Origin of the sequence: Kocuria sp. CPCC 204721 (genome assembly GCF_040980945.1) — a bacterium.
In the GTDB taxonomy this organism is placed as follows: domain Bacteria; phylum Actinomycetota; class Actinomycetes; order Actinomycetales; family Micrococcaceae; genus Kocuria; species Kocuria marina.
Genome location: NZ_JAVKPO010000026.1, coordinates 1 through 13,645 on the forward strand (window position 1 = coordinate 1; position 13,645 = coordinate 13,645).

The 13,645-nt window shown below is 68.9% G+C and carries 13 protein-coding genes, 3 pseudogenes and 1 riboswitch; of the genes and pseudogenes, 10 read left to right on the forward strand and 6 right to left on the reverse strand.

What is annotated here, in order from left to right; all coding sequences use genetic code 11:
* Nucleotides 1-87: 87 nt before the first annotated feature.
* Nucleotides 88-1,286, reverse strand: a pseudogene (locus RF637_RS13345) (IS3 family transposase); the annotation flags it as partial.
* Between the two features lie 66 nt (nt 1,287-1,352).
* Nucleotides 1,353-1,478, reverse strand: a pseudogene (locus RF637_RS13350) (IS3 family transposase); the annotation flags it as partial.
* A 191-nt stretch (nt 1,479-1,669) separates the two neighbouring features.
* Between RF637_RS13350 and RF637_RS13355 the strand changes: the two are divergent.
* Together RF637_RS13355 and RF637_RS13360 are read left to right on the forward strand one after the other, a co-directional pair.
* Nucleotides 1,670-1,819 carry a hypothetical protein gene (locus tag RF637_RS13355; protein ID WP_159450063.1) on the forward strand — a complete coding sequence of 50 codons (150 nt, stop codon included), beginning with the start codon at nt 1,670-1,672 and terminating at the stop codon, nt 1,817-1,819.
* Nucleotides 1,820-2,165: 346 nt separating this feature from the next.
* A complete protein-coding gene (locus tag RF637_RS13360; RefSeq protein WP_231559544.1) occupies nt 2,166-2,714 on the forward strand; it encodes a DUF3093 domain-containing protein in 549 nt (182 codons plus the stop codon).
* Nucleotides 2,715-2,753: 39 nt separating this feature from the next.
* Here RF637_RS13360 and RF637_RS13365 read toward each other — a convergent pair whose 3' ends face one another.
* From RF637_RS13365 to RF637_RS13375, 3 genes and pseudogenes are all read right to left on the reverse strand, one after another.
* Nucleotides 2,754-3,449 (reverse strand): metal-dependent transcriptional regulator, encoded by a 696-nt coding sequence (locus RF637_RS13365; protein WP_019311257.1) that lies wholly within the window; start codon nt 3,447-3,449, stop codon nt 2,754-2,756.
* Between the two features lie 44 nt (nt 3,450-3,493).
* Nucleotides 3,494-4,708, reverse strand: a pseudogene (locus RF637_RS13370) (Nramp family divalent metal transporter).
* Nucleotides 4,709-4,965: 257 nt separating this feature from the next.
* Nucleotides 4,966-5,607, reverse strand: a complete 642-nt coding sequence (locus RF637_RS13375) for an isoprenylcysteine carboxylmethyltransferase family protein (protein WP_019311260.1) — start codon at nt 5,605-5,607, stop codon at nt 4,966-4,968.
* 115 nt (nt 5,608-5,722) lie between these two features.
* Here RF637_RS13375 and RF637_RS13380 point away from each other — a divergent pair, with 115 nt between their 5' ends.
* Both RF637_RS13380 and RF637_RS13385 read left to right on the forward strand, forming a co-directional pair.
* The gene (locus tag RF637_RS13380) at nt 5,723-6,055 is read left to right on the forward strand and encodes a helix-turn-helix transcriptional regulator (RefSeq protein WP_019311261.1); all 333 of its coding nucleotides are present in this window, start codon (nt 5,723-5,725) and stop codon (nt 6,053-6,055) included.
* The gene (locus RF637_RS13385; protein ID WP_019311262.1) at nt 6,052-6,750 is read left to right on the forward strand and encodes a cation transporter; all 699 of its coding nucleotides are present in this window, start codon (nt 6,052-6,054) and stop codon (nt 6,748-6,750) included. Before RF637_RS13380 ends, RF637_RS13385 begins: the two co-directional genes overlap by 4 nt.
* A 55-nt stretch (nt 6,751-6,805) precedes the next feature.
* Here the strand turns inward: RF637_RS13385 and RF637_RS13390 are convergent, their stop codons facing one another.
* Nucleotides 6,806-6,958, reverse strand: coding sequence for a hypothetical protein (locus RF637_RS13390; RefSeq protein WP_156125410.1), 153 nt, complete (start codon nt 6,956-6,958; stop codon nt 6,806-6,808).
* A 352-nt stretch (nt 6,959-7,310) separates the two neighbouring features.
* A riboswitch (cyclic di-AMP (ydaO/yuaA leader) is annotated at nt 7,311-7,499 on the forward strand.
* Nucleotides 7,500-7,504: 5 nt separating this feature from the next.
* Here RF637_RS13390 and RF637_RS13395 point away from each other — a divergent pair.
* From RF637_RS13395 to RF637_RS13420, 6 genes are all read left to right on the forward strand, one after another.
* Nucleotides 7,505-8,164 (forward strand): C40 family peptidase, encoded by a 660-nt coding sequence (locus RF637_RS13395; RefSeq protein WP_019311264.1) that lies wholly within the window; start codon nt 7,505-7,507, stop codon nt 8,162-8,164.
* Between the two features lie 455 nt (nt 8,165-8,619).
* A complete protein-coding gene (locus tag RF637_RS13400) occupies nt 8,620-8,988 on the forward strand; it encodes a helix-turn-helix transcriptional regulator (RefSeq protein WP_085108715.1) in 369 nt (122 codons plus the stop codon).
* On the forward strand, nt 8,985-9,899 hold the full coding sequence (locus RF637_RS13405) for a cation diffusion facilitator family transporter (protein WP_019311266.1): 915 nt from the start codon (nt 8,985-8,987) through the stop codon (nt 9,897-9,899). The genes RF637_RS13400 and RF637_RS13405 overlap by 4 nt, the downstream gene beginning before the upstream one ends.
* A 48-nt stretch (nt 9,900-9,947) precedes the next feature.
* Nucleotides 9,948-10,634, forward strand: coding sequence for a thioredoxin domain-containing protein (locus RF637_RS13410; RefSeq protein ID WP_019311267.1), 687 nt, complete (start codon nt 9,948-9,950; stop codon nt 10,632-10,634).
* A gap of 91 nt (nt 10,635-10,725) precedes the next feature.
* Nucleotides 10,726-12,657 carry a cytochrome c oxidase assembly protein gene (locus RF637_RS13415; RefSeq protein ID WP_019311268.1) on the forward strand — a complete coding sequence of 644 codons (1,932 nt, stop codon included), beginning with the start codon at nt 10,726-10,728 and terminating at the stop codon, nt 12,655-12,657.
* The gene (locus RF637_RS13420) at nt 12,650-13,297 is read left to right on the forward strand and encodes a vitamin K epoxide reductase family protein (protein WP_085108717.1); all 648 of its coding nucleotides are present in this window, start codon (nt 12,650-12,652) and stop codon (nt 13,295-13,297) included. Before RF637_RS13415 ends, RF637_RS13420 begins: the two co-directional genes overlap by 8 nt.
* Nucleotides 13,298-13,645: the final 348 nt, after the last annotated feature.

Genomic DNA, 13,645 nt, shown 5'->3' on the forward strand with positions numbered 1-13,645 from the left:
TGTCCAAGCCGACCGCGAACACCTGGTCGGAATCAAATAGCGCGAGTCTCCATCAGACCCAGGGCGCTTCATAGCGGACGCAGCGGTCTCGTAGGCGTTCGGGGCGATGTTGCCGATCGCGGAGTGGCGGCGGCGGGTGTTGTAGCGGTTCGCCCACCGGAACACGGCCCGGTAAGCCGTGGCCTGGGCGGGGAACGCGGGGCGACCCTCGAGCAGCTCGCGCTTGAGAGCCGCGTTGAACGATTCGGCCAAGGCGTTGTCCGCGGACGAGCCGATCGCGCCCATCGACTGGGTCACCCCGAGCCGCTCGCAGAGAGTTGCGTACGACTTCGAGGTGTAGACCGACCCGTGGTCCGAGTGGAAGATCGCGCCGCGCAGAGTGCCGCGCTCGCGCCGCGCGGTCCTGAGCGCGTCCTCGACGAGTTCGGTGCGCATGTGCCCGGCCATGCTCCACCCTGCCAGCTTCCGCGAGCCCAGATCGATGCAGGACGCGAGGTAGAGATTCGTGCCGTCGGCGATGGGCAGGTAAGTGATGTCGCCCACGTAGCGGCGGCCCGGCTCCCCAGCGGTGAAGTCTCGGCCGACCAGGTCGGGGAACTTCCGGTCGGACTGGTCCGGCACCGTAGTCTTCACGCGCTTGCGCAGGCGGATGCCGGCCAAGCCGTGCTGACGCATCACGCGGGCCACCCGCTTGTGGTTGACCCGCTCGTCGGCAGGCGCGTCCTCGTTGAGGTCGGCGGTGATCCGCGGCGCCCCGGATGCGCGGTCCCCGCCCTGCTGCGGGTCTTGCAGCGCCCGGATCCGTGCCGCCAGCGCCGCGTCCGCTGCCACCCTCGCGGCCCGTTGCGGCGCGGCGGCCAGCCATGCGTAGAACGACGACCTCGCGATCTCCACGACCTCGCACAACCGCTTCACGCTCCAGGCGTCCTTGTGGTCCTCAACGAACTGGAAGCGGTTCACCAGTTCGTCTCCCCGGCGAAATACTTCGCCGCCTGGCGCAAGATGTCCCGCTCCTCGGCGAGCTTGGCCTGCTCGGTCCGCAGCGCCGCGTTCTCGGCCTCCAGCCGGGCGATCCGCGCAGCCTGCGACTCCGGCCGACCGGCCGGCGCGGCCGTGGGCGCCCCCGCGGTCGTGGTCCTAGAGCCGAGCTTGTCGACCCACTCCTTCAACGAGCCCCGGGACACGCCCAGATCCGCCGCGATCCCCTTGAGCGTCGCGCCCGGCGTGGACTCGTACAAGTCCACCGCCCGGCGACGGAACTCGTCGGTGTAGTTCTTCCTGGCCATCCTTGGATTCTCGCTTCCCCAGCATCGTGCTGGATACCGCGTGTCCAAGATCAAGGGTCAAGCCCCCTGCTCGGATATCCCAAGCTCCCGACACACCGCGGCGATGTCGCTGCCGTCGGCGAGCATCCTGTCGGCCTGCCCGAGCTTGCGGACGACCTGCTCCGGGGTGTGACGCTTCCTGCTGTTCGACATGATCTGACCAGTCTCCCTGCCCGCAACCACGGGCGACAGGACGACTCCCAGAACCACCGGACCTAAAAAACGGGGTCAGCCCAGCTACACCAAGGTGCAGGTGAAGCAGTACTACTACGCCGAGGACAAGTACGGGAATTCTCACGAGCACGGCAGTGACTACTACCAGTACAGCTTCAACCACCACGGCGGTGAAACCTGGGGCGGGGGGGCAGTGGCGCCACTTCAATCACCACCAGGACAAGAAGGTGTACCACGTGGTCAAGTACCGCTACTGGGACGGTCACGGCTGGTCGGACTGGTACAAGGACGTGAGCCACAAGACCGGCCTCGGGCACTGATCGCGCTTTGGTGGGGGCCATCCAGCTTGTGGCTGGCCCTCACCCACATAACATCGGTGAGGGCCCCATCCGCACGCTGTCGTGGCTGGTGACAGCACCCCGCAGCATTGCTCTTGCACCACTGGATGCAATTCTTGGGCAGCAGAACCGTGGCCTCCAGGTCCTCGACGGGGGCTCCCGAAGTGCCGGGTATCGATGAACACTCCTCACTTGTCGCCCATCACAAAGTCATTTCTGGGTGGGGCAGTGATCGGGCCGAACCAGAAACCCCAGATCGGACGGGATCTGCTCCCCGGGATCACGGACCAGAAGGTCCGCGGGGGCGCTGTCATGAGAGGGTTGCAGCATGTCCCATCCTGCGTCCCCCGGCGTCTGCCCACCCGATGAGTCCCGCAGCGCCCAGGGATCCTCCCCGGCCGAACCTGGGGCCGAAAACCTTCCCGCGAAGGCCGCCCCTGGGGCGGTCCTGTACGAGGAACGGTTGTCGGCCGCGTGGTGGATGTGGTTGCTCGTGCTCTTCGCGGGCCTGGTGGGTTTCATTGCCCTGGCCCCGATCAACATGTGGGCCGGGACGGCCGTCGGGGCCGTGGTCGCCGGCGGCACTGCGGTGGCGTTGATTGTTTCGAGCACCGGGATCGTGATCACCGGGGAGTCGTTGCAGGTGGGGCGGGCCCGTATCGAGCGTCGGTTTGTGGGCGAGGCCGAAGCGTTTCGCGGCAGCGCCGTGCAACGGGTGCGGGGCCCCGAGCTTGACGCCCGCGCCTACATGAACTTCCGCGTCTCCGTGGGCCCGGTGGTCCGCATCCAGATCACCGATCCCGTGGATCCCACCCCTTATTGGTTGACCTCGACCCGTCACCCGGAGCGCATCGTCGAGATCCTCTCCGCCGGCTGAGACCGGCGTCCTGTGAGGGGCTCGTCCGGTGACCAGCTCTCAGAGGCTCCGGAGAGTATTGAGGATGGTGATGGGTGTCACCCAGATGGCCTCGGCTTCCACCGGGGCCAGATCGATCGCGGTGTGCTGGTTCCCCGGTACACCGGTGGTTCCGCTGGCTCCCTGGGCGATGACACGAAAAGGCCCGCCCGGCACGAGGCCGCAGGCGCGGAACCGGGTCAGGAGTTGCGGGTCGGCATCAGAGAGACGAACGATCTCGTATCGTCCCGGCCTCGCCCTGGTGAGCCGGGTGGTGTTGAGTGGGCGGCGGGTGCGTCCCTGCGCGGTGGGGATCGGGTCCCCGTGCGGATCGGCCGTAGGCTGTCCCAGCTGGGCGTCGATGCGCTCGATCATCGCGTCGGAGACGGCGTGCTCGAGACGTTCGGCCTCGTCGTGGACCTCCTCCCACGGATACCCCAGGGTGGTGACGAGGAAGGTCTCCAGCAGTCGGTGCCGGCGCACCATCGCGACCGCGTACGCGCGCCCCTGCGGGGTGAGGGTGACGGGTTTGTAGGGCTGGTACTCGACGAGCCCCTGGGCGGCCAGTCGCTTGACGGTGTCGGTGACGTTGGGGGCGGAGGTCCCCATCCGCGCCGCCAGGGCTGTGGTGGTGATCGGCGGGTCGCCCCATTCGGTGGCCGACCAGATCGCCTTGAGATAGTCCTGGGCGACCGGGGTGATCTCACTCAAGTCCATGGGATCCACGCTACCGAGTGCCGCGCCGGAGCTGCCGGGCCCACTCAATCGGCCCCGGTGGCGGTCAGGATGATCAGCGCCAGATTCAACGACACGATCAGGGCCACGACCACCCAGGCGGCGACAGTCAAGGCCACCTTGTTCACGAAGGCGCCCATCAGATCCCGGTTGCTGCTCAGTCGCACCAACGGGATCAGGGCGAAAGGGATGCCCAGGCTCAGCAGCACCTGGGACAGCACCAGCGCCCAGGTCGGGTCCACCCCGACGGCGATGATGACCAGGGCCGGGATCAGGGTGATCAGCCGGCGGGTGAACACCGGGATGCGCACGTGCAGCAACCCGCCCATGATCGCTGATCCGGCGTAGGAGCCCACCGAGGTCGAGGCCAGACCGGAGGCCAGCAACCCGATGCCGAAGGCGACCCCGACGGCCGGGCCCAGGGCGGCGGTGATCGCCGCATGGGCTCCTTCGATGCTGTCGGTGCCGGGCACCCCGGCGAGATTGCCCGCGGCCAAAAGCAGCATCGCGATGTTCACCGACCCGGCCACGAGCAGGGACAGCAGCACGTCCCACCGGGTGGCGGTCAGCAGCCGCGGCAGGGCCTCGGCGGGCACCGAGTGCCCGTGGCGGTCCCGCGCCAGGGCGGAGTGGGCGTAGATGGCGTGGGGCATCACCGTGGCCCCGAGCATGCTCGCGGCCAGCAGGACCGTCGGGGTGCCCTCGAACCGTGGGACGATCCCGGCGACGGCCTCGTCCCACGACACGGGGCCGAAGAACAGGCCGGTGACGAAACCGGCGGTGACGATCGCCAGTAGGCCGGTCACGACGAACTCGAAAAACCGAGGGCCCCGGCGGGTCTGCAGGACCAGCAGCAGCATCGAGATCACCCCGACGATCACGCCCCCGGCCAGCAGCGGGATCCCGAAGAGGATGTGCAGGGCGATCGCCCCGCCGATTACCTCGGCCAGGTCAGTGGCCGCGGCCACCAGCTCGGCCTGGACCCAGTAGGCCAGCCGCCAGCCCCGGGGCAATCGGTCGCCCAGCAACTCGGGCAGGCTCGATCCGGTGACCAGCCCGACCTTCGCCGAGAGGTACTGGATGAGTACCGCCATGGCATTGGCGGCCACCAGCACTCACACCAACAGGTACCCGTACTGGGCGCCGGCGGTGAGGTTCGCCGCGACGTTGCCCGGGTCCACGTAGGCGACCGCGGCCACGAAGGCTGGACCCAACAACCAGGGCAGCGGTTGGCGGCGCACCCACCGCTCTCCTGGGGAAGTGGCGGCAACACCTGTTGAGCCGGTGCGCCCGGTCCCGGTCCTCATAGAAAGTTAAGCTATACGAACTTTCCGGCGCGGGGAATGGGGGCCCGGCCTCGAGGGCTTGGTCATGCCCCCAAACGTGCGCGCGCAGGAGGGGCTGGGCGCCTCGACAGCCGATCACAGGGGCATGGAACTCCGGACGGTGCTGGTCTCCTGGGGTGGGGGAACTGTCGGCCAGTGGTGGGGTCCTGGGTTCAGGGGGTCAGCTCGCCCAGGGGTGCGGGGCGGAGTCGGCCGAGACCGGGCATGAACCGGCCGACATGAGCGGCGTAGGAGGCGTAGGCCTGTCGGTGGGTGCTCAGCAGGTAGGGCTCTTCGACGAGACGGACCTGCAGCTCCACGGCCACCAGCAAGCACAGCCACGCCGCTGCAGTGACCACGGTGGGCACCAGGAGGGTCAGGCCGGCCAGGGTGGTGAGCATCGCGGTGAAAATCGGGTTGCGGACCACGGCGAAAGCCCCGGTGGTGACCAGCTCGGTGCGTTCGGTGGCGTCGACACCCACCCGCCAGGAGGCGCCCATGCCGGCCTGGGCGGCTAGTACACCGAGGAAACCCACCACGGTGACGACCGCCCCGGCCCAGGACAGTGCTTGCGGGAGCCGGGGTGCGGCCACGGTGCCGGTGAGGGCCAGGACGGGCCCGGCCGCACCGAGAACCAGGGCGGCCGCGAACAGGATCCCGCCCCACCACTCGGGCGAGCCGGGCGCCCCGCTCACCCCGCGGAAGCCGCTGGAGCCGGTGCGGCGCCGGTGGATCCACGACCGCACACCGAAGGCGGTCACCAGGCCGGCCAGGTACAGGCCCAGCGCCAGAGCCGGGGCCACTTCCGACATCATCACGGTCCTCCTCGATCCGGCAAACGCAGCACGCCCCGGGTGACCCGCTGGTGCGCCCGAGGAGTGCCAGCAGGCCACCCCTCAACAGTACACAGAAACCTGTACCGTAGGGGGGATGACCGCGGTGACCCCCACCCATACTTCGGCCCTGTCCCGGTTGGGCCATGCTCTCTCGGACGGGACCCGGACCCGGATCCTGCTGTCCCTCCGAGACGCCCCGGCCCGGCCCTCGGAACTGGCTCAGGCCCTGGGGGTGTCCAAGCAGGTGATCTCCAACCAGCTGGGGTGCCTGCGCGGGTGCGGGCTGGTGACCTCCACCGCCGAGGGGCGCAGCACCTGGTACTCCCTGGCCGATCCCCGCCTCGGGGCTGCCCTGGGGGACCTGCTGGAGCTGGTGGTCACCGTGGACCCGACCTGCTGCTCCCCGGAAGGATGCACCTGCACATGACCTCCCTGACCCTGGACCCCAAGCCCATCGCCGATGCACGCCGGGCGGTGCTGCACCGCAGGGTGCGCTGGATCGTGGCCGGCACCATCACCTACAACGTGCTCGAGGCGGTCATCGCCCTGACCGCCGGCACCATCGCCTCCTCCTCGGCGCTGATCGGCTTCGGCCTGGACTCGATCGTGGAGGTCCTCTCCGCGGCGGCGGTGGCGTGGCAGTTCGCCGCCCCGGACCCGCACCGACGGGAAAAGGTGGCGATGCGGGTGATCGCGTTCTCCTTCTTCGGCCTGGCTGCCTTCGTCACCGTCGATGCGATCCGCGCCCTGCTCGGGGCCGCCGAGCCGGAACACTCCCCGGTCGGGATCGCCCTGGCCGCGGTGAGCCTGCTCATCATGCCGTTCCTGTCCTGGTTCGAACGCCGCACCGGCCGGGAGCTGGGCTCTGCTTCTGCGGTGGCCGATTCCAAGCAGACCCTGCTGTGCACCTACCTCTCCGCCGTGCTGCTGGTAGGCCTGGTGCTCAACAGCACCCTGGGCTGGTCCTGGGCCGACCCGCTGGCTGCGCTGGTGATCGCCGCCGTGGCGGTCAAGGAGGGGCTGGAGGCCTGGCGCGGAGACGCCTGCTGCACTCCCGTTGCGGTCCTCACCGCCGAGGACGGTGCACACTGCGGTGGATGCGGTCCCAACTGCGCCCACTGAGCACGGTCGGCACGCGTCGGCGCCCCGAGACGAGGACGCCGGGGCGCACGGCTTCTCAGGAACCGAGGTAGACGGAGATCGCGGCGAACAGCGCAACTCCGCCGGTGAGCAGGATCGGTCCCGGCACGCTGGTGTCGCCTTCGTGGGCTTGGTCGGGCATCTCCTCGACCACAACGCTGGCTAACGTTCCGCCAGTCAGTGCGAGCATGGACAGAGCCCAAATTTCCGGGGCTTGATGCAGCGCGAAATATCCCAGGATGGCCGCGGGCTTCGCTCTCGATCCACCCGCCGCGCCTTTTGAAGTGGCTCCTGTCCCCACCGCTGTGTGGGCGACGACTCCCCGCGCAGCGTCCACGCACCAACAAGCCACCTCACTCAAAGCGCAGAGCGCCCCGCCTTTCTCGGGAAATTAACAGGAAAAAGCCGACAACAATTCAGGTCTTCATCAAGCCTTGACCACTTCTTTACGATCTCTATACATTCCCGAATCGGATTGTGATTGTTTCGTAATCTCCTTGTACTCTTCAGTGCGTGCCGACCACTGATCCTGTCGGCGCCCTCGTGGCACATCGCCGAGTTCTGCCGGTGCTCGGGGTTCCTGAAGAGAAATCGCTTGGCAGAAGCGGGGGAACCATTACCGGTCCCGGTGTACCGGGGCCTTGGGGTTAAGTCTCAGAGCGCGTGCGTTCTGCGGCCGGGTGTCTCCCACCCGCATCCGACAGCTCACCTCGTAGGCAAAGGGAGGAACTCCACCATGTCGCTTTTCAAGCAGCACACTGCCCGTCACCGCGCCCAGACCTCCTCGCGCGCCGTGCGTACCACCACCGTCGTCGCCGCCGCCGGCGCAGCGCTGGTGGGCTCCATCGCTCCGGCCCAGGCCTACGCCGAGATCCCCGCCGCCTCCGGGTCCTCCTATGCGGCTCCGGCCTCGGCGATGGCCGATCTGGCCTCCTACACCACCCCGGCCCCGGTCGCCGCGCAGCCCGCCGCCCCCGTCGACCAAGCCCCGGCCCCGCAGCAGAGCGCCGCCACCTCGAGCGTGAGCCCGCAGTCCACCGCCATCACCGAGATCGCCCCGGCCGCCGGCGGCATCGTGGGCACGGCCATGCAGGGCGTGGGCACCGGCTACGTCTGGGGCGGGACCTCCTTCGGGGCCTGGGACTGCTCCGGATTCACCGGCTGGGTCTACGCCCAGAACGGCATCGACATCCCCCGCACCAGCTTCCAGCAGATCGCCGCCGCCACCCCGACGTCCAACCCGCAGCCTGGTGACCTGGTGTCCCAGAACGGCGGCAACCACATCGGCATCTACATCGGTGGCGGCAAGATGGTCTCGGCGCTGAACCCGACCCAGGGCACCTTCGTCCACTCCGTCAACGCCATGCCCGTCGACGGGTACTACACCTACCGGTGAGTCTCGCCGATGTGGTGAAGGCCGGCCGGTGGGCTCATCCGTCAGGTGCGGAGTGCCCCGCCAGGATCATCGTCGATGGACCGCATGGGTGCACTCGGATGGACCGCATGGGTGCACTCCGCAGCTGTAGCCGCAGACTCGAACGATTGCCACGATCCTGTCGATGTGCACACGCCAGCGAATCGGCACACGGGGAGCAGTCCTGCGGAGAGGATCGGAGAGTGCTCATGGCCTTGCCCTGTCTTCCGCTGGACGCGGGCAGTGCTTATCCTGCTCCGCCTCGGCATTGGAGCGAGAGCCCTTAGGGTGCAGCGATGGCTCGGGGGACGGGGATGCCGCAGTGGCGGACGGCACCCCCGTCCGCCCTCACCGTATGAATACGAGCTGGACATTGCCCGATCATCAAGGGAAGCCCCTCATCTCCTTTGATACAGATTCTGCTGTACGGTTATTGGATGAGGATCTTGTCCCCGGTCGCGGCGATGTCCCGTTTCGGCAAAGCACTGGCCGATCCCACCCGGGCCGCGGTGCTGCTGCAGCTGCAGCAGGGCCCAGCGGTGCCCTCGGAACTGGCGGCCCGGATCGGGGTGAGCCGGCGGATCGTGTCCAACCACCTGGCCTGTCTGCGCGACTGCGGGTTGGTCGTGGGCGTGCCGGTGGGGCGCAACGTGCGCTATGAACTCTCGGACCCCAAGCTGGCCCACGCGTTGGAGGACCTGCTGGGCACTATCCTCACCGTCGAACCGGTGTGCCGGTGCGGGACACCCGAGTGCGCCGCCGAGGCCCTCGCCGATGACGCCACCACCCAGGAGATTCCGGTATGAGCGGCGAGCACGATCATTCCCACGCCGGCGCCGGGCGGAGGGGGAAACTGGCAGTGGTGTTCGCCATCACCGCCACGATTATGGTCGCCGAGATCATCGGTGCGGTGGTCTCGGGCAGCCTGGCGCTGCTGGCCGATGCCGGGCACATGTTCACCGACTCGGCCGGGCTGCTCATCGCCCTCACCGCCGCGACCCTGGCGCTGAAACCGGCCACGGACAAACGCACCTGGGGGTACCAGCGCGCCGAGATCGTCGCCGCGGCCGCCCAGGCCTCGGTGCTGCTGGCTGTGGGCGGGTTCATCGCCGTCGAAGGGGTGCGCCGGCTGTTGGAGCCCCCCGAGGTCGAGTCCACGGCCATGCTGTGGTTCGGGGTGGTCGGGCTGGTCGGCAACATCATCGGGCTGGTCATCCTCGCCTCGGGCCGGGGGGAGAACCTGAACATGAAGGCCGCGTTCCTGGAGGTGGCCAACGACGCCCTGGGCTCGGTAGCGGTGATCGTCTCCGCGATCGTCATCGCCACCACCGGGTGGACCCGGGCGGATGCGGTCGTGTCCTTGTTGATCGCCGCCCTGATCGTGCCGCGGGCTCTGATCCTGCTGCGCGACACCATCGAGGTCCTGATGGAAACCACCCCGAAGGGCCTGGACCTCGAGCAGGTCCGCACCCGCTTGGAAGCCCTGCCGCACGTGGTCGGTGTGCACGATCTGCACGCCTCGCGCATCGACTCCGACACCCCGGTGCTCTCGGCCCACGTCACCGTCCACGACGGCTGCCTGAACGCTGAGCACGCCGGGGTCGTCCTGGCGGATCTGCAGGCCTGCGTGGCCCGTGACTTCGACGTAGCCATCGAGCACTCCACCTTCCAGATCGAACCGGCCTCCCACCGCCACGATGAGACCCTCCACCCCTAGCCCCCTCCACCGGTACGCCCTGCTGCCGGAGACAGAACGGACACCCCTGTGAGTACTACCGCCAGCCCGCCCACCCCAAAGCAGAAGCCCTCCAAGGCCAAGATCATCGTGTGGGTCCTCCTGGTCGCCGTCGTGGCCGCCGTGGCCATCCCGATCCTCATCGCCCGTGCCAACTCCACCCCCGAAACGGTGCCCCAGGGCCAGGGGCAGGTCGTGCGGGAGAACAGCCGGGTGCTCTCCCAGGCACCGGACGAACAGGCCGTGCTGGTGGAGTTCCTGGACTATGAGTGCGAAGGGTGCCGGGCCGCCTACCCCGTCATCGAGGAGCTGCGGGCCGAGTACGCCGACACCGTCACCTTCGTCCACCGCTACTTCCCGCTGCCGGGCCACCGCAACTCCATGAACGCCGCCCTCGCGGTCGAAGCCGCCGCCCAGCAGGGACAGTACGAGGCGATGTACCAGCGTATGTTCGAGACCCAGGAACAGTGGGGGGAGTCGGCCGAGGACCAGAGCGCGGTCTTCCGCGGCTTTGCCGAAGACCTCGGCCTGGACATGGCCGCCTTCGACGCCGCGGTGGCTGATCCGGCCACCCAGGAGCGCATCGAGCTCGATGTCGCTGACGGTGAGGCTCTGGGGGTGGGTGGGACTCCCACGTTCTTCCTCGATGGGGAAGTGCTCAACCCCGAGTCCCTGGAAGGCTTCCGGGACGCCGTCGAAACCGCAGCCACCGACTGACCCAATGGTCACCCCACCCCACACGCCCACCCCGCCGGTGGTCCTCCCCCCGCCTCCCGGCCCGACGCCGACTGGACGGCGCCGGCGCGCCATGGCTGCCGTCTACATCGGTATCGGGGTGGGGACCTTGGCCGTGCTGTGGGTGGCCCTGGGATCCTCCGGGGCCACCGCGCCCCGGGAAGTGCTCGATCCCGGGGTCCTGGTGCGCTGGGGGTTGCCGCTGGCCACGACCGTGCATCACCTGGCCATGGGCATCACCTGGGCCGGGCTGGTCTTCGCCACCACCGTGGTGCCCCGGTCCACTCCGGTCCCCGGAGCGGGACAGACCAGGGCCGAGCACCCGGCCTTCGCCCGGGCCATGACGGTGGCTGCGGCCGCGGCCGCGGTGTGGACCCTGGCGGCGGTGGCGATCATCGTGCTCAGCTACGCCGACACCATCGGGGCTCCCGTGTCCGGCTCGGCCGAGTTCACCGGGCAACTGGGTTACTACGTGACCCGCCTGATCCCCGGCCAAGCATGGGCCGTCACCGCGGTGGCCGCGGCACTGACCACCACCCTGGCCGTGCTCGTTCGTTCCCCGGCGGCGGTGGCCGCCACCGCCCTGGTGGCCCTGGCCGCCGTCATCCCGCTGTCCCAACTGGGACACGTGGCCGGGGTCGATGATCACAACGGGGCCGTCAATGCTCTGGCCCTGCACCTGCTCGGTGCCGGGATCTGGACCGGCGGGATCATCGTGCTCGCCCTGCTCGCCCCGCTGCTGACCGCCCCCGCCACCGGCCACGGGTCAGCCCGGACCGTGCTGGAACGCTTCTCGGCCCTGGCCGGGGTGGCTTTCGTCCTGGTGGCTGTCTCGGGAGTCATCAACACCGTCTACCGGATCGGTGGCTGGGACGGGCTGGACTCCGGCTACGGGGCGCTGGTGATCGCCAAGACGATCGCCACCGTGGCCCTGGGCGTGCTGGGGTACCTGAACCGCCGGGCGATCACCGCCGGCACCCCGACGCTAGGCCGGGTGTGGCGGCTGATCACCGTGGAGGTCTTCATCCTCTGCGCCGTGATGGCCCTGGGCGTGGCCCTGGCACGCACCCCCACCCCGGTGCCTCTGGAGAGACAACCTGACATCACCCCCGCGGAGATCCTCACCGGCTACCTCCTGCCCCCGCCCCTGAGCTTCTCCGGTTGGTTCACCCAGTGGCGCGTCGACTGGCTGTGGATCGCCGTGGCGATCCTCGCGGCTTGCCTCTACCTGGGCGGGGCCCGACACCTGCGCCGCACCGGCGCACCATGGCCGGTGGCACGCACGGCCGCATTCCTGGCCGGTCTGGTGCTGCTGGTCTACGTCACCTGCGGAGCGATGGCCCTCTACGCCCCGATCCTGTTCAGCGTCCACACCGCCGCCCACCTGCTGCTGAGCTTCCCGGTGCCGCTGCTGCTGATCGCCGGAGCGCCCGGCCGCCTGGCCGCGGCCCTGGTTCCGGTCCGCACTGACGGCAGCACCGGGTGGTGCGAGCTCGCCGCTGCATGGCGCACCTCCCGGGCCGGGGCCCTGCTGGCTCACCCGGCCCCGGCCGGGATCCTGATGCTGGCCGGGCTGGGCGTCTTCTACTACACCCCCGCCTTCGCCGTGGCCCTGCACACCCACGTCGGCCACGAGCTGATGAACACCACCGCCGTGGCCCTGGGCCTGATTTTCGCTACCGCCGCGCTGGCCGCCCCACCGGACCGCAGAGCGGTGCGCACGCAGGCCTTGGTGCTGCTCGCGGTGGCCACCGTGCTGGGGATCTGGGTGGTGTTCACGGCCCTGTCACCGACGGTGATCCAACCAGAGTGGTTCTCCGGACTCGGCCGAGACTGGGGGCCTTCTCCGCTGGCGGATCAACAATCCGCGGCCCATTCCATCCTCTTGGCCGGGGTCCTGCCCCTGTTGGCCGCGGCCCTGGCCGTCCTGGCTCGAAGACACCAGCACGGCACCACCGACGCCACCGTTGATCGAGGAACCCCCAAGGACATCCACCATGGCTGAAACCACCACCAGCGCCCACCGCCACCCAGGCGCCGGCCCGGTCGCCGAGGAGCACCTGCCCGGATTCGCCCGTCGCCGCCCCTTCGCCCTGGTCCTGTTGGTGACCGGGGTGATCGGGTGGGTCGCCTCGGCGATTCTGGTGCTCGAGCGCCTTCAGCTCTACAAGGACCCGGGCCACGTCACCAGTTGTGACATCAACCCCTGGGTGTCCTGCGGGCAAGTCATGGGCACCTGGCAGTCGGAGCTCTTCGGCTTCCCCAACCCGCTGATCGGCATCGTCGCCTTCGCGGTGGTGATCACCACCGCCATGACGATCCTGGCCGGGGCCCGCCTCGGGCGCTGGTACTGGGCGGGCCTGCAGGTCGGGGTCACTCTCGGGGCGGTGCTCGTGATCTGGCTGTGGTCCCAGGCCCTGTTCGCGATCTACATCCTGTGCCTGTACTGCATGATCGTGTGGGCGGCGATGATCCCGCTGTTCCTCCTGCTCACCGTGCGCAACCTCGCCCACGGCGTCATCCCCGCCCCGCCCCGGTTGGTGCGCTTCGCCACCGAGTGGGCCTGGACCCTGGTGGCCATCGCCTACGTGGCCGTGGCTGCCTCGGTGTTCTTCCGCTTCTTTTCTACCTTCACCGGCCTCTGACCCACCCCTGAACGATTCCGGCCATAGCGCCCCTTCAAAGATGCCATGGCCACGATGTCCAGCGACCCGACAACTGCCCCCTGGATCTTGCCGCAGCACCTGCTGTTGGATGTCCTCGAACAACAGCCAGAGGGCCCCTGCCATGGCAGGGGCCCTCTGGCTGTTCCCGACGGTGCCGCGCATCCGGTGACACGACGCGCTCCGTTTGAGGGATGGAAGCGACCACCATTAGTGGGACACCCACGCCAGTGCTGCCCCTGCTCATCGTGAAGCGCCGTGAGTTTGTTGGAGGCTCCTGACCTTGGAAACGAGGATGGAGTTATGCCGAAGGAACTGGCGAATGGGAAG

Excerpts from the sequence above, each read along its gene's own strand:
- RF637_RS13360 (WP_231559544.1), top strand. The coding sequence starts at position 2,166 with ATGTCCCATCCTGCGTCCCCCGGCGTCTGCCCACCCGATGAGTCCCGC.
- RF637_RS13365 (WP_019311257.1), bottom strand. The coding sequence starts at position 3,449 with ATGGACTTGAGTGAGATCACCCCGGTCGCCCAGGACTATCTCAAGGCG.
- RF637_RS13375 (WP_019311260.1), bottom strand. The coding sequence starts at position 5,607 with ATGATGTCGGAAGTGGCCCCGGCTCTGGCGCTGGGCCTGTACCTGGCC.
- RF637_RS13380 (WP_019311261.1), top strand. The coding sequence starts at position 5,723 with ATGACCGCGGTGACCCCCACCCATACTTCGGCCCTGTCCCGGTTGGGC.
- RF637_RS13385 (WP_019311262.1), top strand. The coding sequence starts at position 6,052 with ATGACCTCCCTGACCCTGGACCCCAAGCCCATCGCCGATGCACGCCGG.
- RF637_RS13390 (WP_156125410.1), bottom strand. The coding sequence starts at position 6,958 with ATGCTCGCACTGACTGGCGGAACGTTAGCCAGCGTTGTGGTCGAGGAG.
- RF637_RS13395 (WP_019311264.1), top strand. The coding sequence starts at position 7,505 with ATGTCGCTTTTCAAGCAGCACACTGCCCGTCACCGCGCCCAGACCTCC.
- RF637_RS13400 (WP_085108715.1), top strand. The coding sequence starts at position 8,620 with ATGAGGATCTTGTCCCCGGTCGCGGCGATGTCCCGTTTCGGCAAAGCA.
- RF637_RS13405 (WP_019311266.1), top strand. The coding sequence starts at position 8,985 with ATGAGCGGCGAGCACGATCATTCCCACGCCGGCGCCGGGCGGAGGGGG.
- RF637_RS13415 (WP_019311268.1), top strand. The coding sequence starts at position 10,726 with ATGGCTGCCGTCTACATCGGTATCGGGGTGGGGACCTTGGCCGTGCTG.
- RF637_RS13420 (WP_085108717.1), top strand. The coding sequence starts at position 12,650 with ATGGCTGAAACCACCACCAGCGCCCACCGCCACCCAGGCGCCGGCCCG.